This window comes from Streptomyces lavendofoliae (assembly GCF_014649735.1).
Classification (GTDB): domain Bacteria; phylum Actinomycetota; class Actinomycetes; order Streptomycetales; family Streptomycetaceae; genus Streptomyces; species Streptomyces lavendofoliae.
The window spans coordinates 143,405-163,013 of the sequence record NZ_BMTP01000011.1 but is presented as its reverse complement, the minus strand read 5'-3'; the positions used below and the strand labels follow the sequence as shown (position 1 = coordinate 163,013).

Below are 19,609 nucleotides of genomic sequence, written 5' to 3'. Positions count from 1 at the left end.
GAGGAATCTGGTGGTGACGGTGACGCTGCAGGACGGGGACCTTTCGGTGGCCGTGCTGCCGGAGGAGGTCGACTACGACAACGCCCGACTGGTCGGAGCGCAGTGCGAGTTCCTGGTGCGGCACGGGTGCCGCACCCTGGTGGTGGACGCCTCCCGCGCGAAGCACCTGGACTCCTCGGCCGTCAGCATGCTGGTACTCCTGCACCGCATCATCGAGGAGCACGGCGGTTGCCTGCGCATCGCCGGCCTCGACGCCTACTACCGGTCGGTCTTCAGGATTCTGGGCGTCGACAAGGTGTTCAGCCTCTTCCCCACGGCTCAGGCGGCTGCCACGGAACCCTCCCCGGCGGCCGGCACCCGTACGCGCGACCAGTCCCACGAAGCGGTGTCATTGAGGGGCCAGGCGCGCGCCCTCAACGCCGAGGACAACACCCTGGCGTGAACGCCGCAGCCGAAGCCCGGCTTCCTTCGGCGGGCCTGACGGGGAAGCGGCGCCGGGCGGACGAGGGATTGCCTTGCCCCGACGCCCTGCGTCGCCGGGCCCGAATGCCGTCGCAGCGGCGGCTCCCCGGTTCCCCGGCCGGACGCAGGTGCGTAAGCGGGGTGGGCTCCGATCCTGTGCCGCGCACCGATGCCGAAGGCAACCGCCCATAACGGGAACAGCCGCTCGCCGAGACCCCGGCGGGGCCGGCGGCTGTGCGCGGTGACAACGTTCCGTCAGCGGATGTCATGGTCCGGGTGGGTTCGGTCGTACGCGTGCCGTGCTTCGGCGATGACGGCACGGTGGGCGAGCGACCAGTCGGCAAGCGCCTTGACCAGGTGGGTCAGGCCGGCTCCGGTCTCGGTCAGGCGGTAGTCGACCTGTGCCGGAACGGTCGGGTACACGGTCCGCAGCACCAAGCCGTCGCGTTCGAGCCTGCGGACCGTGAGGGTGAGCATGCGCTGGGAGATGCCGTCGATCGCGCGCTGCAGTTCGCGGAACCGGCGCGGTCCGCTCGCGAGTTCAACGATCACGAGCACCGACCATTTGTCGCCGATGCGGTCCAGGACATCGCGGATGCCGCAGTCGGGATGGTCTTCGCTGCCGCAGGGGTCGAGGTCGGCGGCGGTTACCCCGGTGTGCGTGAGTGACATGGAACTGCCTTCTTGTGGCCGGTGAGCGTGCGATCAAGGATCAAGCGTAGTTACCGATGAGAACCACGGCGGAAGAGGGCGATGACATGATTCTGGTGACGGGGGCGAAAGGGAACCTGGGCTCGGCCACGCTTGCGGCGGTGCGCGCCGGGGGCGCCGCTGCGACGGGCGGCAGCCGCACCCCGGGCGAGGGGACGCGGCGCCTCGACTTCGACGACCGCGCGAGCCTCGATCTCACCGGGGTGTCCACCCTGGTTCTGATCTCCGCCGGCTATGCCGAGGACGACGAGGTCGTCGCGCGGCACGAAGCGGTCCTGGACGCCGCCGTACGCGACGGCGTCGACCACGTCGTCTACACGAGCCTGACCACGGCCGGCGACCACCTCGGGTTCGCGGCGGCGCATCGTGCCACCGAGCGCCTGGTGCGAGCGAGCGGGTTGCCCTGGACGATCCTGCGCAACGGCCTGTACGCCGAACTCTTCGGCAGCCTGCTGATGTGGACCGCCGATGGTGTGGAGTCCGCGTTCGGGGAGGGCGCCCTGGCGGCGGTCGCACGGGAGGATCTCGCCGATGCCGCGGCGATCATCGCGTCGAGTCCGGCCCGACACAGCGGGCGCGTCTACGACCTCGTCGGTACACCGATCACGGCGGGTCAGGTGGCGGAACGGCTCGGGGTACCGCACCGCAGCGTGGGGCTCGGGGAATACCGGCGCAGGCTCCTCGAGGAGACGCGGGGACTGCTGCCCTTCCAGCCGCCCATGCTCGCTTCGATCGCCACGGGCATCCGGCATGGCTTCCTGGACGGCACCGCTCCCGACCTCACGGATCTTCTCGGCCGTCCGGCCCGTGATCCACTGCCTCCAGCCGTCGCAGCCGCGTTGGCCGCACGGCCCGAGGGGGGCCGCTGACGGTGACTCCGTGTCAGCACGTGCCCGAAGTGTCGTGGAGGGGAGGGAAACGCCCGACGCCGACGGGGACAGCCCGGTGGCCGGTATCAGGCGCGGTGACGGGCCGGCGCCGCGAGGACCCCGGCTCGCCCGCGCCGCTGCGGCGCCGAACGCGCGGCTGACCGGAACGAGAGCCGTGCCGGCGCCGGTGCGCAGGCGCTCCTCCGCCTCGGCGGAGGAGTGAAGGAGGCGACCGTTACGATCGCCTCCGTGGAACTCGAAGCGCAGATCTCCCGGTTGGCGGAGCTCGGGCTGCCCCTCGCAGCCGCGATCACCGTCGACGACCTGCTGTACTCCCTGCCCAGGGACATGTTCGAACGCGAACCGTACGAGTATCTGCTGTCCCTGCTGGGGGCCGAGGTCGAGCGGGAACCCTGGGGGCGGTGGTTCTGCGATCGGGCGTGGAGCTTCGACACCGAGTGCGTCTACGGACCTGGCGCGTACGTCACCATCGCCCGTAACCTGTGCCGGATCGCCGGCCGCCCCGACGCCTTCACCCACCTTCGTGATCATGTGGACCTCGAGTCGGGCGAGGCGTGGCTCGAGTACACGATCGGCGGCCGGCGGCAGCGTTGGACCGTCGAGGTGTGTGACGACTGGGCGGACACCCTGGTGGTCAGCTATCTGATGGACGACCTGGAACAACAGGGACGGCGCTTCTTCCAGAGGGACAACGGGCAGAGCACGCACCTGTACTTTCTCGACGAGGCCGCTGCGCACGAGATGAACGAGCTGCTCGACGACCGGCGCCCGCTCGTGCCCGTCCTCGGCCGCTGAGACCGAGCACCGCGGGGCTCGGTCCGCATCACGAAGGTCGTCCCTCCGTGCCCCTGAGGCCGGCGGCGAGGACGTGCGCCGACAAGTCCCTGCCCCACGGCCCGAAACCGCCGGTCCCCCGCGTCCGGCCCGCCGTGATCGGCACCCGGGTCCGCGGGACGTGAGTGGCTCTTGGTAAAGGTTCGGGCTGCACCGTGCCACGACCGGGCTAAGGTCTGCGATTCCCCTTCCGCGTACCGGACCGCACGAGCGATACTTGCCGCCAGACAACTGTTGCCTCCTCTCGGGAGTCGACCCGACAGGTATCCGCTGATCTGCCGGCGCGGACAGTGGGAGATGTGAGAACGATGGTCAAGCCAGGCCAGGGAGCGTGCGACGCCGCCTTCGGTGTGCTGCACGGGGCCCCTCCGGCCGGATTGCTGACAGATGTGTTCGAGTGCCTCCCGGACGCGGTGACGGTGTCGGTGGCTGTGCGGGACGCCGTCGGCGAGCCGGTGGACATGCGGCTGGAGTACATGAACGCGGCCGCCCGGGCCGGCGTGCCGGACGGTGTGGAACCCCTGGGGGGCCTGTGCAGCGAGATCTGGCCGCACATGGTCGAAAACGGTTCGTTCGCCGCGTGTATGCGGGTGTTGAGAACGGGCGAGGCGGAGCAGGGCGCGTTCACGTGGACCGAGGCGAGGACCTATCGGGCGGCCGACTACGAGTACCAGGCCACCCGCGTGGGACAGGACCGCCTGGTATGGGTGCTGCGCGACAACAGCGAGCGCGTGCTCAGGGCCGAGCTTCTCGCCGAGGTGACGGCGTCCCTGTCCCGAGCGGACACCCTGGCCTCCGTCATGACGATCCTCACCGAGAGGATCATGCCGGCGGTCGGAGCGACCGTCAGTGCCGCCGTTTTGAACGAACCCGGAAGCAACCACTACACGGTCCGGCACATCCACGACGTGGAACGCGGGGCGCTGCAGCCGGCACCGTTCAGCATCAGCGCGCCGTACCCCTTGGCCCATACCGCCAGGAGCGGGCAAGCCCTCTTCTTCGCCGATCCAGCCGAACGGACCAGGGCATTCCCGGAGGCTGCCCACCTCTTCACCCCGCGGCTCCACTCGACAGCGGTCCTGCCCCTCGCCGTGGAGGGGCGGCTGTTCGGCGCGGTGAGCTTCCACTTCGCCGTCCGCCACGACTTCGCCGACTCCGAACGCCGCTTCCTCGCCGCTCTGGCCGGGCAGTGCGCCCTGGCCCTGGAACGCGCCCGGTTGCAGCGGGAGGCCGCGGACAAGCAGGCCCAGCTACGTGCTCTTGCGGAGGTCAGCGCCGCGCTGGCCACATCGCTGGACCCCGCGACCACCTTCGCCAACATCGCGGCCGCGGTCGTGCCCCGGATCGCGGACGGATGCCTCATTCACGTCATCGGTGAAGCCGGGCAGCCCGAGCTCGCCACGCTGGTCCACCGCGACCCGCGCCAGGAACGCGCTTTGCGTGAGGTGGTGGACGAGTTCCCGCCGCGGCTGGACGCCGAAGGCGGGGTGGGCGCCGTCATCCGCACCGGAAGGCATGAACTGGTCACCGACGTTCCCCGCACCCTGGACCGCCTCGCCCGCAGCACCGAACACCGCTTGGCCCTGAGCAAGCTCATGCCGGCGGCGTCCTGGCTGGCCGTCCCCATGCGGCAGGCGGGGATCGTGATCGGCGCCATGGTCCTGGTCCAGGCCACTTCGGCACAGGCGTCGTTCACCGAGAGCGACATTCCCTTCGCGGAGGAACTCGCCGGCCGTGCCGCACAGGCGGTGGCCAACGCCCGGCGTTTCGCCGAGCAGAGCGAGGTGGCCCACTACCTCCAGCGAAGCCTGCTTCCTCCGGCCCTCCCCCACATCCCGCAAGCCGACATCGCCGCCTGCTACCACCCGGGAGAGCAAGGCACCCTGGTCGGGGGCGACTTCTATGACATCGTCCCCACCAGCCCCCGGCAATGGGGGGTCGTCATCGGTGACGTCTGCGGAAAGGGTCCTCAGGCGGCGGCACTCACCGGGCTGGTGCGCCACACCGCCCGCGCTGCTCGGCGATGGGATCCCGAACCGCGCAGCGTCCTGGAAGCCGTCAACACCGCGATCCTCGCCGACCATCCGGCGCAGCGCTTCTGCACCGCCGCGTACGCCGATCTGGACCTGAGCGCCTCACCGGCTCGCCTGCGCCTGGTCCTGGGCGGGCACCCGCACCCCCTGCTGCGCCGGGCCGACGGAACGATCACCCGACTGGGCAGGCCAGGCACCCTGCTCGGCATCGTGGGCGAGCCACTCCTGCACACCACCGAGGACGACCTCCACCCCGGCGACCTGCTCCTGCTGTACACCGATGGAGTCACCGAGCGCCGCTCCGGCACCGCCATGCTCGCCGAGGACGGTGTCCGCGACATCCTCGCCAGAACGCACCGCTCCTCCGCCGCCGTCACCGTCGCAGCCCTTGAGCGGGAAGTCCTCGGTTACGGGCCCACACCTCCGGGCGACGACTTCGCCATCCTCGCACTGCGCATCGGATGACCCGGCGCGAGCGTTCAGCCGTCCGTCCGGCCCGCGGCCCCGTACGGCGCGGGCCTCCGACCGCGCCCAACCGGCGGGCTCACACGGGAGGCGGGCACGCGTTCGCCCTACGGCCTCCCGTGCCAGTCGAGGCAGATCACCATGGCGTCGTCGGCGGCGGTTGCGGGAGCGCGGTGTCCGGCCAGTTCCTGAAGGATCGCGCGCGGCACTTGGGAGGGGGGCAGGAGCCGGGTGCCGAGGATGGCGCGGGCGAGGGCCTTCTCGCTGTAGCGCTCTCCGGCGGAAGAGGCGACGTCGTAGACGCCGTCGCTGACGAAAAGGAGCCGGTCACCGGGCTGCACCTGGAATCGCTGGGTGGTGTAGTGGGTGTCTTCGAACATGCCGAGAGGAAGTTGGGCGTCGAGTTCGATCTCTTCGGTCCGGCCTTGCCGTAGCAGCCACATCTTCGGGGAGCCGGCGTCGACGATTTCCGTTTCCCCGGTGGTGAGGTCGAAGCGCAGGAGCAAGGTGGAGAGGCAGGCGTTTCCGCGGTAGTGGCCGAAGACGGCCTGGTCCGCCATGTACGCCTGGTCCGCGAGGGACAGGCCTCCTCGGCGGGCGTTGCGCAGGGCGTTGATGGCGAGGTTGGTGAGCAGGGAGGCTTCGATGCCTTCGCCCATGCCGTTGGTCACGGTGAGGGTGAGGTGGTCTTCGGTGGTGGACCAGTCGAAGTTGTCGCCGTAGATGGCGTAGGCGGGTTCGAGTTGGGCTCCGATCTCGTATTCCGCCCGTTCGCAGGACCGGCCGGGCAGGAGTTGCCACTGCATTTCGGCGGCGAGGGTGAGCCGGCCGGCTCTGCGGGCCTGGAGGTAGAGGTCGGTGTCCCGCTCGGCGACGATGATCGCGTGGCCGAGGATTTCGGCGACTTCCTGGAGTTCTTGGGAGGACTGGGAGGTGTGACGCTCGGCCGGCAGGCGGACCGTCAGCACGCCCAAGCGGTCCCCGCGCACGCTGACAGGCAGGTGCACGGTCACTTGGGAGGCGTGGTGGTCGGTCTCGGCATACGGCTGCTGGGAACCGAAAGCGCGACCGGGAGCGCTGGAGTTCACCGGGATCGGCTCGTCGGTGTGGGGGAGCGTGCAGACCGGTTGCAGTATGGTCATCGCGTAGTCCGCCATGAGGAGGTCGACACCGGTCGCCCCGAAATCCTCGGCGATCGTGTCCTGTGCCGCTTCGAGAAGAGCGTGTGGCTCGGCTTTGCGCAAAGCGCGCTCGAACCTGGATCTGCCCACCGCTGATAACCGCCTATTCGATAAGAAAGACAAAGAAGGAGACGGACTCCATGCCGGAGCGTCTGGCCGGGCTGCCGAGCGCCGCGTTGGCAGGCACGCATTCCGCGAGTACCTCCGCCGAAGCCGGGGACGCCGCCGCGCTGGTGGCCCGCGAAGTGGTGGATCTGCTTGAGGTGGTCTGGAGTCGGACCCGGGACCGGGTGGCGACGGCTCCCGTCTCGTCGTCGCAGTTGAAGGCGCTGTACGTCCTTCATCGCTGTGAGGGAACCAACCTCAGGGCACTCGCGGCGGTGCTCGGAGCGGCGCCTTCCTCCGCCAGCCGGATGTGCGACCGCCTCGAGGCTTTGGGTTTCATCGAGCGTACGCCGAGTTCAACCAGCCGCCGAGAGGTGGAGCTGCGCCTGACGGGCCGGGGTGCGACCTACCTGGCCGACCTGCGGTCCAGGCGTGAGACGGCGCTGTCGGAGGTCGTCTCCACCATGCCGCCGGCCGCCAGGGCCGCTCTCGTACAGGGTCTGGCCGCTTTCCGCCACGCCGCGGACGGTCTCGCGTTCGGGGCGGGGGGAACGGCCGAGGCGATGGAAACGGCCTGACCGGAATCCACCGCTCGCGGCAGTGCTGTTCATCCTTCACCTTCCTTTCCCGCCGAGGCCGCCTGCCGTGTCGACGTGAGGCGGCCGTCCGACGTCCCGGATCACACTCTGCCCTGACAGGCCGGACGAAAACTGTTGGCCAGTGGCAAAGGTCTGGTCATGACCTCCTCCGTTGCCCCTCCTGGCCGGCGCGTGGCGGCGGTGTCGCGAGGCGCCGTGCGGCCGGGACGCAGGGCTCAGCAGTGCCGAGGCGCTGGAGAAGTTCCTCGCGCAGAACGGCGAGAGCCCGTGCGAACGCCGTGAGATCCCCGTCCGGCAGCCGCAGGAGCGTGGCGATATGACGGAGATGTTGTGCGCGGTACGTTCGCAGCCGGGCCTCTCCCCGTGGCGTGAGTTCGAGGACGATACGTCGGCGGTCGACGGGGTCCGGCCGCCTCACCAGCAGTCCTGCGCCTTCGAGTCGCCCGCACAGCCGACTGGCGGTCGCGGGGGCGATCCCGAGTGACCCGCTGAGCTCACCCAGGGACACCCGCACGCCTTCCTGGACGGCACCGAGGGCGCGTATGGTCGATCGGGGCAGGTCGGAGGGGTGCAGTGCGGCCCGCTCCGCCAGAGCCACCAGGATCGCCGCCAGATCGGCGGCGTGCCGCTCCTGCGCCGGGGTGAGGGGTTCACCCGGGCGCGGTCGTGCCGCCTCGCTGTCGCCCATGGCCCTTCACGTACGTGGGGGGTGCTTGTGTCGCGGGTGCCCCGGCCGGGTGGGCGCATGCGCGCGTCAGGCACTTCTCCTGATCATTTACGCTTGGCTAACATTTGTCACACGACAACTGTTGGAGGTTGGAATGACCATCGACGAGGCCGACGCCCGGCACCACCTGTGCGGCGCGCTGCGTGAGCACGCGGAGTACGTCGCGGACCGCTGGGTGCACCTGCAGAAGGAGCGGGCCGCCCTGGACGCGGGCCTGACCGAGGCTCAGCTGCGTGAGGAGGCCGACGTTCTCGTCGAGCAGCTCAGCTCCGGGCTGCACGGTGACCTGGCGGCTGATCGCCTGGTGACCGCTCACGCGGGCCTGCGTCAGGCGGTGATCGAGCTGTCGCTCCGCCGGGCCCGGGGCGGGGCCGCCCCCTCGGCCACGGCTCTGGCCGTACTGGCGCTGAAAGAGGCCCTGCTGGAGGCCGTTCAGCTCGGGACGAGCGACGCGGCGTCCCTGTACTCGGCCGCTCTGCTGATCAACCGGGTGCTCGACGCCGCAGGCGCCCTGTCCTTCGCCACCTATGTCGAGGGACGTGAGGAGATCATCCGGCGCCAGAGCCGGCAGCTGCTCGAAGTCTCGACCCCCGTGGTCCAGCTCTGGGACCGGGTCCTTGCCGTGCCCTTGGTCGGCACCCTTGACACCTCACGCACCCAGGTCGTGATGGAGAACCTGCTGGGCGCCATCGAAAGCAGCGAAGCCCAGGTCACGATCATCGACATCACCGGTGTCCCCACGGTGGACACGGCCGTCGCCCACCATCTGATGCAGACCGTCAACGCCGTACGCCTGATGGGAGCCGACTGCTTCATCAGCGGCATCCGCCCGCCCATCGCCCAGACCATCGCACAACTCGGCATCGATCTCTCCGCGATCGTGACCCGCGCGACGCTCTCGGACGCCCTCGGAGCCGCAATCGCCCTGATCGCCTCCCCCGTCAGCCGGACCATTCCCGTGGCCGCCCGATGAGCGATCCGGCGAACAGCGGAGTACCCATCCTGCGTCTCGGCGACGTTCTGGTGACCGGACTGCTCGACGAGCTCGACGACAAGGCCGCCATGGCCTTCACCGAAGAGCTGACGCAACGCATCGTCGCCGACCGGGCCACCGGTGTCCTCATCGACATCTCCCGGCTCGAGCTCGTCGACTCCTTCGTCGCCCGCATCCTGATGGAACTGGCCACCACCACCCGTCTCCTGGGCGCCCGCGTCATCGTGGCCGGCATGCGTCCCGCCGTCGCCATCACCCTGGTGGAACTGGGCCTCGGACTGCCGGGCGTGGCTACCGCCGTCAACGCGGAACAGGGCATGGCCGTACTCGGCTGGCAACGGCATCCAGGCAGCCAGGCGGCCGGACGGGAGGCCGCCCATGCGCCCTGGCGATGACCCCTCCCCCGGCCTCGTCGCCGTGGAGGACCACCACCCGCAAACTGCCGCCGTGGAGGACCACCACCCGCAGGCCGCCGCCACCCGACTCGGCCCCACGCATTCCGGTCAGGCAGCGGAAACGGCTGGTGGATCCGCCAGCCGTCACCCGATCCGCAGCGAGGAGCACCTCCTCACCGCACGCCACGCGGTACGGGCGGCCACCCTGGACGTCGGATTCACCCTCGTGGACCAGACCCGAGTCGTCACCGCGGCCAGCGAGCTCGTCCGCAACGCCTACATCCACGGCGGCGGAGGCACCCTCACCATCGAAGTCGTCCGCCGGGCGGACGTACGGGGTCTGCGGTTGACGGTCACGGACCATGGTCCGGGCATCAGCGATCTGGACGCCGCTTTCACCGACGGCTACACCACCGGTCCGGGCCTGGGTCACGGGCTGGGCGGCGCGCGCCGCCTCATGGACGACTTCCGCATCCACACCGCCGAGGGCCACGGCACGACCGTCGTCGCCACCCGATGGACCACACCGCCGTGAAGACCTGCTCAACAGCGGGCTACCACCCGCGTCCCCCACGACCACCACAGCGCCGTCGGGGTCGCCACCGGCCAGGCACCTTCACGACCCGCTCATGGCCGCGCGGCGAAGTCGCGGTGCGGCCGCCGCTGCCCACCGCGGGCACACCGACCCCGCTGAGTACCGCGAAACGGGTAGCATCCGGGCCGTTCCCCCGTTGACGGCACCCAGCCGGCACACCGGGAAGGCAGACATCCTCGGCCCGCACGCCCGCTCCGCGCGCCCCGGCCGTCACCCACCACGGCGTGACAAACCTCGTCGTGCCCCGACGGCACCGATCACCGCTGAACGCCGACCCGTTCCTCCGCACCACCGCACGTCCCGCCCGCGCCGCCGGCCACCCGCCCGGCCCGCACCCGTCGCCGGCACCGCGATGACGCCACCGTTCCCGCCCTCGGCACCCTGTAAGGGGCTGTATGACCCGAGACACCGTCCGCACGCTGCACGCGCTGCGCGGCACAGTACGCCGCATCGCGATCACGCATCGCCTCCCGGCCGAAGCGCGAGCCCGACTCGTACTCAGCCTCAGCGATCTGTGCGCCGCCCCCTTGAGCTCCGGACGCCTGGTCACCCTCACTTCCGATCGGCAGGCCGGCCGCGACGGCACGGAGTTCCTCACCCTCCGCTCAAGATTTCTGGGACGGAGTATCAGCCGGACCGCCGTGCGTCGTCTGCCGCTGCCCGGCGAGATCACCCCGTGCGGCGATTTCGTATGGCGTCTCGCCATTCCTCCCCTGCCGCCCGACCCGAACACTCCCGCCTCCCCCGGCACCGGGCCAGGTCCGGCAAGCGCGCTGACACCCCACACGAATCCCTTCGCGGCCGGCCCGGCGGTCGACATGGCGTTCGTTGAGGAGGAGCTGCGCGCGGCGCTCGACCACTCCGACGCCCTGGCCGCCGAACTGAGCCTCCTCGAACGTGAACTGATCGAGACGAACAGCGGTGTCCTGGCGCTGTACGTCCAGCTGGAAGAACGGGACCAGGCGCTGCGCCGCTCGCACGGCCAGGTCCTGCGCGCCCTGGAAGACGCCCTGCGTCCCAGACCACTCCACGTCAACGGCCTTGAGATGGCCGTCCACTACGCACCGGCCAGCGACGACTCCCCCACCGGCGGCGATCTGTACGACTGGTTCACCCTGCCCGACGGCACCGTCCACATCACCCTCGTCGACGCCCTCGGACACGGCGTCACCAGCACCCGGACCGCACTGACCGTCACCCACGCCGTGCGCACCCTCGCGCTGGAAGGCCACCCGCTGGACAGCATCGTGGCCCGCACCGACGCCATTCTCAGGCCCTACGACCACGACGTCATGGCCACCCTCCTCCTGGCCCGGCTCGACCCCGCCACCGGACACCTCGCCCTCGCCAACGGCAGCCACCCACCGGCGCTCGTCATACGCGGCAACCGCACCGCCGACTACCTCGAGGTACGCGGCCGGGGCGTCGGCTACCCCTCACCAGGGAGTGATCGGGTCCTGACCACGACTCTTCATCCCGGTGATCTCCTCCTGCTCTACACCGACGGCCTCACCGAAAGCCGCCGAGACCCCGTAGAAGGGGAGGCCCGGCTCATCGATGCCGCCCGCCGTCACCGGTCCCACCCCACCGCCGTCATCCCCGGCGCCATCGCCTCCGACATGCTCGGCGACGCCCTTCACAACGACGACACCCTCGCCATCGCCGCCCGGCTGCTCCCCCACCCCTTCGGCGGCGGACGACCGTGACCCTGGCGGGCCCGGGCGGCGGGGATGTCGAAGCGGCCGCCTCCGTACCGGAGGCGGCCGTTCGCGTCACGCCGTCGGCTGAGAGGGGTTTCTCCGTCCCGCCGAGGTCCTCGACCAGTTCCTCAGACGCGGTCCTGGACGACGGTGTACCAGGGGTGGACGCCCGCGACGCTGCCGTCCGCCCGCACGGCCTCCAGCGTGTAGAAGTACGTGTCGCCCCTGGTCGCGGTGGTGTCGGTGTAGGTGCGCGTCGTCGGGGGGAGCAGCCCCTCGTGCAGGGGCTCGTACGCCCCGGTCGCCGGGTTCCACCGGCTGGCCCGGTAGCCCGCGACCGGCGGGCACAACGTGGCGTTCTCGCAGCGCCAGTTGGCCGTGGGCCCGTAGCCACCGCCCGTCACCGTGTCGTGCGACACGAGGCCGAACGGCCAGTCCCGCGCGACCCGCACGGAGGGCCGGACGTCGAGTTCGATGGCCTCGACGAGGGTGACCTTCGGGTCGCCGGGGCGCAGCGCGTTGCCCCAGCGGTCCTTCGCGACGACCGCGAACACGTACGACCCGGAGTCCGGCAGGTCGCCGCAGAGGACCGCGAGCGGGTCGGACGAGCCCTCCCGGCAGTCGTACATCCACCGGATTGTGCCGTCGTCCTGGCGGACGCCGGTCCAGACCGTGTAGCTCGCCACGTCGTCCTCGGGCGAGGCTGCCCAGCTCACCAGCATGCCGTCCCTGCGCGGGGTGGCCTTCACGCCGGTGACCGGGCCGGGCGCGACGGTGTCGGCGGTGCGGACGGTGACCGGGCCGGACAGCTCGGACTCGTTCCCGGCGGCGTCGACCGCGGTGACCGCGTACGTGTAGTGCGCGCCCTGGGTCGCGCCGCTGTCCGTGCAGATGCCTTCCATGGGGTCGGAGCCCTGGACGTAGTAGTAACTGCAGTTGACGCGGGTGAGCCGGGTACGGTCGAGCGTGGGGCCCGGTGAGCGGTGGATGCGGAAGTGCCCGCCGTTGTCGTGGTCCTGGAAGAAGTCGCCCGGCATGTTCCAGTAGATGTTCACGCCGTGCCCGCGGTCGTCCGCGGTGATGTGGGTGGGGGCCTCCGGCGGGGTCCGGTCGACGCCGTCGCCGGCCGCCGTCGCGGAGAACGCGCCCGCGTTGCCCGCCTCGTCGAACGCGCGGACCTGGTAGTACCGGTACCGGTTCACCGGCGCGGTCCGGTCCTCGTACATGGCCCCGCTGGTGCTGCCGAGCAGCGTGAACGGGCCGGTGGCCGCGTCGGAGGCGTGGACCTCGTAGCGGACGGCGTCGGCCACGTCCTGCCAGCGCAGGGTGTTGACGTACGAGTCGCCCTGGACCGTGATTCCCGTCGGCGCCGCGGGACCCGTGCGGTCGACGGTCGCGGCGGTCACGTCGGCGCTGCCGGTGGACTCGCGGCCGGCCTTGTCGACGGCGCGGACCTCGTACAGGTAGGTCTGGCCGGTCGCGGGTGGCGCGTCGAGGAAGGACGGGGAGGTCAGCGGCGAAGCGCCGCTGACCCTCACCCAGCCGGTGGCGGCCGGCCGGCGGTACACCCGGTAACCGGCGAGGTCCATCTCCTTGCCGGCCGTCCAGCGCAGTGCGGTCTTCGCGGTCGCGCGGTCGTACGCGGCGGTGAGCCCGGTGGGCGCGAGGGGCTTGACGGTGTCGACGGTCGCGGAGGTGCGGGGCGCGTAGGTGAAGCCGACGTGGGCGTTGCCCGTCCAGGCGACGTAGTCGACCCGAATGGTGTGCTTACCGGCCGGGATGCCGAGGTCGAGGGTCTTGCGGGCGGTCGTGGAGACGTTCCGCCACAGGTCGATCTTCCGTACCCCGTCGACGTAGACGCGGACGCCGTCCTGTGAGGCGGCGTTGAACGTGAACGGGCCGCCGGAGCCGAAGTCCCGGGTGACGGACCAGCGGATCGAGAAGTTGTCCCTCGGCAGCGTCACCCCGGCCGGGTCGCCCGAACCGTAGTTCTCGGCGATCGCCGCGTCGCAGGCGGTCAGCTTCGGGGTGCCGCTGAACGAGGTGTTGCCGAAGTACTGCGCCGTCCAGACCGGGGAGGCGCAGGCGGCGGAAGCCGGAGTGGCGGCGGTGATCAGGCCGCCGGCGGCGGCGAGGGCGGCCGTCGCGGTCAGCGCGGTCAACCGGGTACGAGTCAGCACGGAGAAAGGGGCCCCTTCCGGACCAAGGCGGATCGCGTGAAACATCGGACGTCTGTGTGACTCGTGAGGCGGACGCGGGGTTGCCCCCGCCCTCGCACCTTTTTCGGGGGCGTCCGGGTTGTCGGAGGCGTTTTCGGCCACTCACCCCTGGGGCGCGGCGCGCCGTCGACCGTAAGCGGCTCGCTCACCGCGTCCCAGAAGTCATTGAGTGTGCCCATCAGACGACCGCGCAGGTCGACGATCGGCTCGCTCACCGTCGTCGCGGCGGACCGGCGGGGCCTGGCCGCGCTCGGGTTCGTCATGGATGGTCAGTGATCCGGCGAGGTCGAGGTCGGCGGCGGTGCCGTGTGCCCCGGCGCGGACGAGCAGCACCGCGCCGAGGGCGGTGCTCCAGAACGTCCGCGCCTCCACGCCGAGCGGTCGACGCGTTCCCCAGCCGCGGCTGTCGATGAGCCGGCTCACGAAGCGCTCGGACTGCCGGAACAGCAACTGGAGGTGCTGGTCGACCACAGGGGCGAGTTCGGGCCTGGAGATGCCGGCGGCGAGCGCTCGGGCGACCGATGGGAGCGAGGGCATGGCCAGTACGGCGCGGGCGACGTTGCGCCGGAACGCCGCCGCATCGGGGGCTTGGCGGCCGATGCGCTCGATCCGTCGGGCGTCGTGCAGCAGGCCGAGAAAGGCGGCGTGCACGAGCAGCGAGTCCTTGGAGCCGAAGTGGTAGGTGACCTGATTGGGGAAGACACCTGCCGCGTTCGCGATCTCCGCGACGCTCACCTCGGCACCGGGCCGCTCCGCGCAGAGCCGTGCGGTGGCCTCGATCAGTCGACGCCTCGTCGCGCGGCCGCGGTCACGCGACCGGGACGGCGTCGATCGCGCTTCGGTTCGCTTCTTTTCCACAGCCGGATTGTATGTGATACAACAAGGCCGTTAGCTTGTATCGCATACAAGAAAGGGCTTGAGGACATGCACCGGACCGAAGTCGTCGTGACGGGACTCGGCGCCATCACGCCACTCGGTGGAGACGTGAAGTCGACCTGGGACGCCCTGCTCGCCGGCGAGTCCGGCATCCGCGGTGGCGCCCTCCCCGGCCACGAGGCCGCCGGCCTTCCCGACACCGTCGCGGGGACGATGGCGGTCGATCCCGCCGAGTCGCTGCCGCCAGTGCGGGCCAGGCGGCTCGACCGCTCCCAGCAGGCAGCCCTCGCCGCGGCGGCCGAAGCGTGGGCCGACGCCGGTGCCCCACGGGTGGACCCGGACCGGCTCGCGTCGGCTATCGGCACGGGTATCGGGGGCGTACGGACGCTGCTGAAGGAGGACGACGCACTGGAGGCGGCCGGAACACGGCGGGTCTCGCCACGCACGGTCCCGATGCTCATGCCCAATGCGGCGGCAGCGCTGATCAGTATCGAATACGGCGCACGGGCGGGGGTCTACACGCCCGTCTCCGCGTGCTCTTCCGGTGCCGAGGCGATCGCCCTGGGTGCCAGGCTCATCCGCGCCGGCGAGGCGGACGTGGTCATCGCCGGGGGAACCGAGGCCGCGATCACCCCGATCACCGTCGCCGGCTTCGTCCAGGCGCAGGCGCTGTCGCGCTGGACCGCCGAACCCGCCTCGGCCTCCCGGCCGTTCGCCGCGGACCGCAGTGGCTTCGTCCTCAGTGAAGGCGCGGCTGTCGTCGTGCTGGAGAGCGCCGAACACGCCGAAGCCCGGGGCGCGCGCGTCCACGCGGTACTCGCGGGCGCCGGCATCGCCGCCGACGCCCACCACATCACGGCGCCCGCTCCCGACGGCTCCGGCCAGATCTCGGCCATGCGGAAGGCTCTGGCGCAAGCCGGCTTGGCACCCGGGCGGATCAGCCACATCAACGCCCACGCCACCGGAACCCCGGTCGGCGACGTGGCCGAGGCACGCGCGATCAGGGAGGTCTTCGGCCGCGCCACCGTGACAGCCCCCAAGGCGGCGCTCGGCCATCTCTTCGGCGCCGCCGGCGCGATCGAGGCGCTCCTCGCCGTCCTCAGCGTGAAGCACGGCACGATCCCGCCGACCCGTAACCTCACCGCGGCCGGTGTCGGTCCGGACATCGACCTCGATGTCGTCACAGAGCGACGAGACGTCCCCCAGGAAGCCGTGCTCAGCAACTCCTTCGGCTTCGGTGGGCAGAACGTCTCACTCATCGTCACCGGCGCGCCGCGCCAGGCGTCCCGTACGGGGACGACCACACCGTGACCACGTCGTCCATGGAGGGGACGCCGCCGGTGGATGGAGCGTCGGCGGAGTCGGCGCGGGCGTGGCGACGGTGCCCGCGCCGACACGGTCTCGCGCAGGTCACCGGTGCGAGGGCGCGAGGCGCGCGCCCGCGCCATCGCCGCCGATGCGCTGCCCCGCGACCGGGGACGGCCGTGCTCGACCGGACGGCGCCACTCGGCCCCGTTGGGGACGTCAGTTCAGGGCGTCGCCCCAGCCGCTCTGGATCATCGTCTGGAAGGCCCAGGTTCCCCCTCGCCGTACCAGGATGTCGGCGTACCGCAGTTGCCGCTTCTCCTCACCCATGGTCATGGTCGAGTCGGTGAACACCACGGCCATCGACGGGCTCAGGAAGACCGGGGTGCGGGTGGAGTCGAAGGAGATCGTCTCGTCGCCACCTTCGCCCATGACCTGGCTCATGGTGTCGATGAACTGTTCGCGGGTCCACTGGGCGGTGCGACCGTCCCCGTTGGAGTCGTCACTGACCAGGTTGAGCGGGAAGACCGCCATGTCGGCCATGCGGCCGATGTCGCGTCCGGCGCCGGCCGAGTCGTACGCGGCGAACCAGGCATCCAGGCTCGCGCGGTCCTCGGCGGACGGAACGAAGCCGGTGTCGGGCAGTACGGTCATGGGTCCCCCTCGTAAAGATCGCTGATTCTCGTGGACCATATCCCCGGCCGGGCGAGTAGTCAAACTTGATTAGTGGGGTCGCGCCCGGGTCCGGCAGCAGTTCGGCGCTCCCCGGCCGCGGCGAGGGGGCGGCGGCATGGCCGGGAGGACGGCGAGCGGCACGGCCTCGGGACGGCCGGCGGCGAACCCGCGCCTCGTCCAGGCATACAACCGCGCACCCCGGGCAACAGGACTCTTGACAGCTCGGCTCCCCCTCCGAGCACGAGGGCCCCGCCACCGTCCCCCCGTGGCGGGGCCCCTCTTTCGCGGACGTTCGGCGGCGGCGCGCGGACGTTCTGTCCGGCCGGTCCGCTGCTCACCTTCCCCCAGTACTCGCACGCCCCCCGATTCAGGGCGTAGCGGCGGCGAGACGACACGGCCATCGGGTAGGCCTCCCCCGGCGGGTTTGCAGGCGTGTGTGCGGGCAAGGAGGGCCGGGACAGGTCGCGGCAGGGCAGTTGAGGAGCATCGGGTGATTTCCCAGGAGCAGCTCACAGGTCTGGCCCGGCAGCCCGTCCACACGGCGGACGGGGTGAAGGTCGGGGACGTGGTCGACATCCTGCTGGACGACGCCACCGGCAGGGCGGAGTGGGCGCGGGTGCGCAGCGACTCGTCGGGGCCGGGTGACGTCTTCGTGCCCTTGCGGGAAGCCGTTCACGTCGGCGACCACGTACGGGTCCCGTTCGACCGGGCCACCATCGAGGCGGCGGCGAAGGTGGACGTCCAAGGGCGCCGGATTCCGTCCGTGGCCGATGAGGCGAGGCTGTTCGCGTGCTTCGGTCTGAGGGACATTCGCGAACAGGTCAACGCGGAGCAGGGCTCCGGATGGTCGCGAATGGACCGGGCCGACGGCGTCCGGGCGGGCGCCCAGGGGCAGGAAGAGGCCCGGACCCGGCTGCGTCTCCTTCAGGACGACAACGCCTGACGCCGCCGGCCGGCCGTAGCCGACTCCACGGAAAGCCGGAGCCCATGGGCTCCGGCTTTCGGTGTACGCCGGGACGCGGGGCCGGCTCGGGATCCCGCCCGCGTCCCGGCGTACGGCGGTAGCCGGACCCCCGGGACCAGGTTCCGGCGCCCGGTGTCGCGCCCGCGCCCGTGCTCGCGCCGGTGGACGGCACGGTGACCTGCCTCACCTCCCGGCCCATGTGCCGCCGGCCCACGCATGCGATCATGCGAGCGGCTCTTGATCACCTGGCGCACCGTCGGCTGATCGACGGCCGAGCGTATCGAGCACCGGGTGCCGGGCAGTCGGGTGAGGACGGGAGTGCGTGTGAGCGGGGCTGGGGGGCGGGACGGGTCGTCCGTGCCCGACGAGGAGTGGGAGCGGTTCCTCCGAGAATCGGTGACGGGTGCGGCCGGAGCCCCCGTGGAGCCGTCGGCGCGCGCCCGTGAGGTGGAGCGGAGGCTGCGGGAGCACACCGGACAGCCGGAGAGCCCGCGTACGTACTCTCCGGCCCGGCCCCGGCGCAGGACGGGCTGGTACGTGACCGGGCTGGTGGCGGCCTTGGCCCTCCTGGTGGTGGCGCTCTTTCCGCAGCAGGTCGTCGGCTGGTTCGGGGGCGGCGACGACGGCGGGCAGGACGCGCCGTTGGCCGCCGAGTCGGAAGCCCCGCGAGAGGCGCCCGGGGCCGAGCCCGGTCTACGCCCCACCCTCGCCGAGCCCTTCCGGGGTTCGCCCGCCGCCCGCTGGGCCGACGGGGCGGCGGGGATCACGGTGCCGCCGGCCAGGGCGACGGGCTGGATGGACGCCGCCCAGGTGGAGCGGGCACTGCGGCAGAGCCGGGACTTCCTGGTGGCGGCGGGGCTCGACCGCCGCGTGCTGCGCGGCGAGCGGCCCGCGACGGCGATCGCGCTGCTGAACCCGCACCAGACGGACGTCCAGGAGTACCTGCGTGCCGCCCTGTCGACGGCGGGCACTCCCGAACGCGACCCGCTGCTTCTGTTCAGCCGCTTCCGGCCGGAGCAGGCACGGCTCGTCGGTGACGTGGTCAAGACGCGCGGCCGGCTCACGTATCGGGAGGGGAAGCGGGGGGCGGTCGAGGTGACGGCGGACGTCACCTTCGTGTACCCGGTCGCTCCGGCGGGCGATGGTGGGCGCGACGCCGAGGTGGTCCGCACGATCGTGCGGCGTGAGGTGGTGATGAGCTGGGACGACCCGGCCAAGGTGATCACCGAGCCGGGCACGATGTCCCTCGTCTCGTACGCGCTCGACATGACCAACGGCGGCTGCTCCGCGCCCGCCGGCTACTTCGTGCCGCCCTTCGGCACGGCTGACGAGCAGCCCGCCGACGGAACCCGCCAGGTCGATCCGTACGACCGCAGCAAGCCGATCGACACGGGCGACGGCACGGCGGCCACGGACGACGGCTGCGCGACCGCCGCCCGCTCCTAGGCGGTGCGGTCGGGGTGGGACGTCCACCTGCCCGGAATGGGGATGGCGGCGAGTGGGGCTCCCTGAGCCCGGTGACTCCATGGCTGGACTCTCCCACCGTGGGAGGGTCCACCATGACGGCGTGCGAGACGAACCGACCATCGGGCGCTTCCGCCGGCGGCCGGGCCGCCTGGGCCGCCTCGGCGTGAAGCGGCTGAGCCACCTGGGCGATCACGGCACGGTCCGTGCGGCTACGAGGTGCCGCGGGCCCGGGATTCCGGGGTGCTGTCCGCTGGGCTCGCCGGCGGGACGATACGCACCCGGCCGTGCCCATACCCGCCGTGGGCCCACCACTCGCCCGCCGCCGCCCATCCGCGAGCGGTGCCGCGCCTGTAAGGATCCGTAGTGCGCGGCAGGTCTCCCCGGACCGGCAGGAGCCGCAGGAAGCATCGAC

The 19,609-nt window shown here is 71.4% G+C and carries 18 protein-coding genes; 12 read left to right on the top strand and 6 right to left on the bottom strand.

Features of this window, described 5'->3' with window-relative positions:
* Positions 1-13: 13 nt before the first annotated feature.
* On the top strand, positions 14-442 hold the full coding sequence (locus IE109_RS21305) for an STAS domain-containing protein (RefSeq protein WP_229891376.1): 429 nt from the start codon (positions 14-16) through the stop codon (positions 440-442).
* A 275-nt stretch (positions 443-717) separates the two neighbouring features.
* Here the strand turns inward: IE109_RS21305 and IE109_RS21300 are convergent, their stop codons facing one another.
* Positions 718-1,134: a winged helix-turn-helix transcriptional regulator gene (locus IE109_RS21300; RefSeq protein WP_189552573.1), complete on the bottom strand. Its 417-nt coding sequence runs from the start codon at positions 1,132-1,134 to the stop codon at positions 718-720.
* An 86-nt stretch (positions 1,135-1,220) separates the two neighbouring features.
* Here IE109_RS21300 and IE109_RS21295 point away from each other — a divergent pair, with 86 nt between their 5' ends.
* From IE109_RS21295 to IE109_RS21285, 3 genes are all read left to right on the top strand, one after another.
* Entirely contained in the window at positions 1,221-2,042 is an 822-nt protein-coding gene (locus IE109_RS21295; RefSeq protein WP_189552695.1) for a Rossmann-fold NAD(P)-binding domain-containing protein, read from the top strand.
* 249 nt (positions 2,043-2,291) lie between these two features.
* Positions 2,292-2,858 (top strand): hypothetical protein, encoded by a 567-nt coding sequence (locus IE109_RS21290; RefSeq protein ID WP_189552571.1) that lies wholly within the window; start codon positions 2,292-2,294, stop codon positions 2,856-2,858.
* A 347-nt stretch (positions 2,859-3,205) separates the two neighbouring features.
* Entirely contained in the window at positions 3,206-5,395 is a 2,190-nt protein-coding gene (locus IE109_RS21285) for a GAF domain-containing SpoIIE family protein phosphatase (RefSeq protein ID WP_189552569.1), read from the top strand.
* A gap of 107 nt (positions 5,396-5,502) precedes the next feature.
* Here IE109_RS21285 and IE109_RS21280 read toward each other — a convergent pair whose 3' ends face one another.
* Positions 5,503-6,537, bottom strand: a complete 1,035-nt coding sequence (locus tag IE109_RS21280) for a PP2C family protein-serine/threonine phosphatase (protein ID WP_229891374.1) — start codon at positions 6,535-6,537, stop codon at positions 5,503-5,505.
* A gap of 179 nt (positions 6,538-6,716) precedes the next feature.
* On the opposite strand from IE109_RS21280, the gene IE109_RS21275 reads away from it, so the two are divergent.
* Positions 6,717-7,259 (top strand): MarR family winged helix-turn-helix transcriptional regulator, encoded by a 543-nt coding sequence (locus IE109_RS21275; RefSeq protein WP_189552566.1) that lies wholly within the window; start codon positions 6,717-6,719, stop codon positions 7,257-7,259.
* A 157-nt stretch (positions 7,260-7,416) separates the two neighbouring features.
* On the opposite strand, the gene IE109_RS34075 is transcribed toward IE109_RS21275, so the two are convergent.
* Positions 7,417-7,968 (bottom strand): MarR family winged helix-turn-helix transcriptional regulator, encoded by a 552-nt coding sequence (locus tag IE109_RS34075; protein ID WP_189552565.1) that lies wholly within the window; start codon positions 7,966-7,968, stop codon positions 7,417-7,419.
* A gap of 133 nt (positions 7,969-8,101) precedes the next feature.
* On the opposite strand from IE109_RS34075, the gene IE109_RS21265 reads away from it, so the two are divergent.
* The 4 genes from IE109_RS21265 to IE109_RS21250 all read left to right on the top strand — a co-directional run bounded on the left by IE109_RS21265 (position 8,102) and on the right by IE109_RS21250 (position 11,697).
* The gene (locus IE109_RS21265; RefSeq protein ID WP_189552563.1) at positions 8,102-8,980 is read left to right on the top strand and encodes an STAS domain-containing protein; all 879 of its coding nucleotides are present in this window, start codon (positions 8,102-8,104) and stop codon (positions 8,978-8,980) included.
* Complete coding sequence (locus IE109_RS21260; RefSeq protein ID WP_189552561.1) at positions 8,977-9,396, top strand: STAS domain-containing protein; 420 nt, start codon at positions 8,977-8,979, stop codon at positions 9,394-9,396. Before IE109_RS21265 ends, IE109_RS21260 begins: the two co-directional genes overlap by 4 nt.
* Positions 9,380-9,931 (top strand): anti-sigma regulatory factor, encoded by a 552-nt coding sequence (locus tag IE109_RS21255; RefSeq protein ID WP_189552560.1) that lies wholly within the window; start codon positions 9,380-9,382, stop codon positions 9,929-9,931. Before IE109_RS21260 ends, IE109_RS21255 begins: the two co-directional genes overlap by 17 nt.
* A gap of 878 nt (positions 9,932-10,809) precedes the next feature.
* Complete coding sequence (locus IE109_RS21250) at positions 10,810-11,697, top strand: PP2C family protein-serine/threonine phosphatase (RefSeq protein WP_308431379.1); 888 nt, start codon at positions 10,810-10,812, stop codon at positions 11,695-11,697.
* Between the two features lie 122 nt (positions 11,698-11,819).
* Here the strand turns inward: IE109_RS21250 and IE109_RS21245 are convergent, their stop codons facing one another.
* Together IE109_RS21245 and IE109_RS21240 are read right to left on the bottom strand one after the other, a co-directional pair.
* Entirely contained in the window at positions 11,820-13,871 is a 2,052-nt protein-coding gene (locus IE109_RS21245; RefSeq protein WP_189552557.1) for a fibronectin type III domain-containing protein, read from the bottom strand.
* Positions 13,872-14,072: 201 nt separating this feature from the next.
* The gene (locus IE109_RS21240) at positions 14,073-14,768 is read right to left on the bottom strand and encodes a TetR/AcrR family transcriptional regulator C-terminal domain-containing protein (RefSeq protein ID WP_229891372.1); all 696 of its coding nucleotides are present in this window, start codon (positions 14,766-14,768) and stop codon (positions 14,073-14,075) included.
* A gap of 66 nt (positions 14,769-14,834) precedes the next feature.
* Between IE109_RS21240 and IE109_RS21235 the strand changes: the two genes are divergently transcribed.
* The gene (locus tag IE109_RS21235) at positions 14,835-16,097 is read left to right on the top strand and encodes a beta-ketoacyl-[acyl-carrier-protein] synthase family protein (protein WP_189552555.1); all 1,263 of its coding nucleotides are present in this window, start codon (positions 14,835-14,837) and stop codon (positions 16,095-16,097) included.
* Between the two features lie 213 nt (positions 16,098-16,310).
* Here IE109_RS21235 and IE109_RS21230 read toward each other — a convergent pair whose 3' ends face one another.
* Positions 16,311-16,745 carry a nuclear transport factor 2 family protein gene (locus IE109_RS21230; RefSeq protein ID WP_189552553.1) on the bottom strand — a complete coding sequence of 145 codons (435 nt, stop codon included), beginning with the start codon at positions 16,743-16,745 and terminating at the stop codon, positions 16,311-16,313.
* Between the two features lie 511 nt (positions 16,746-17,256).
* On the opposite strand from IE109_RS21230, the gene IE109_RS21225 reads away from it, so the two are divergent.
* Positions 17,257-17,709 (top strand): PRC-barrel domain-containing protein, encoded by a 453-nt coding sequence (locus IE109_RS21225; RefSeq protein ID WP_189552551.1) that lies wholly within the window; start codon positions 17,257-17,259, stop codon positions 17,707-17,709.
* A gap of 378 nt (positions 17,710-18,087) precedes the next feature.
* Positions 18,088-19,176 carry a hypothetical protein gene (locus tag IE109_RS21220; RefSeq protein WP_189552694.1) on the top strand — a complete coding sequence of 363 codons (1,089 nt, stop codon included), beginning with the start codon at positions 18,088-18,090 and terminating at the stop codon, positions 19,174-19,176.
* The last annotated feature ends 433 nt before the right edge of the window (positions 19,177-19,609 follow it).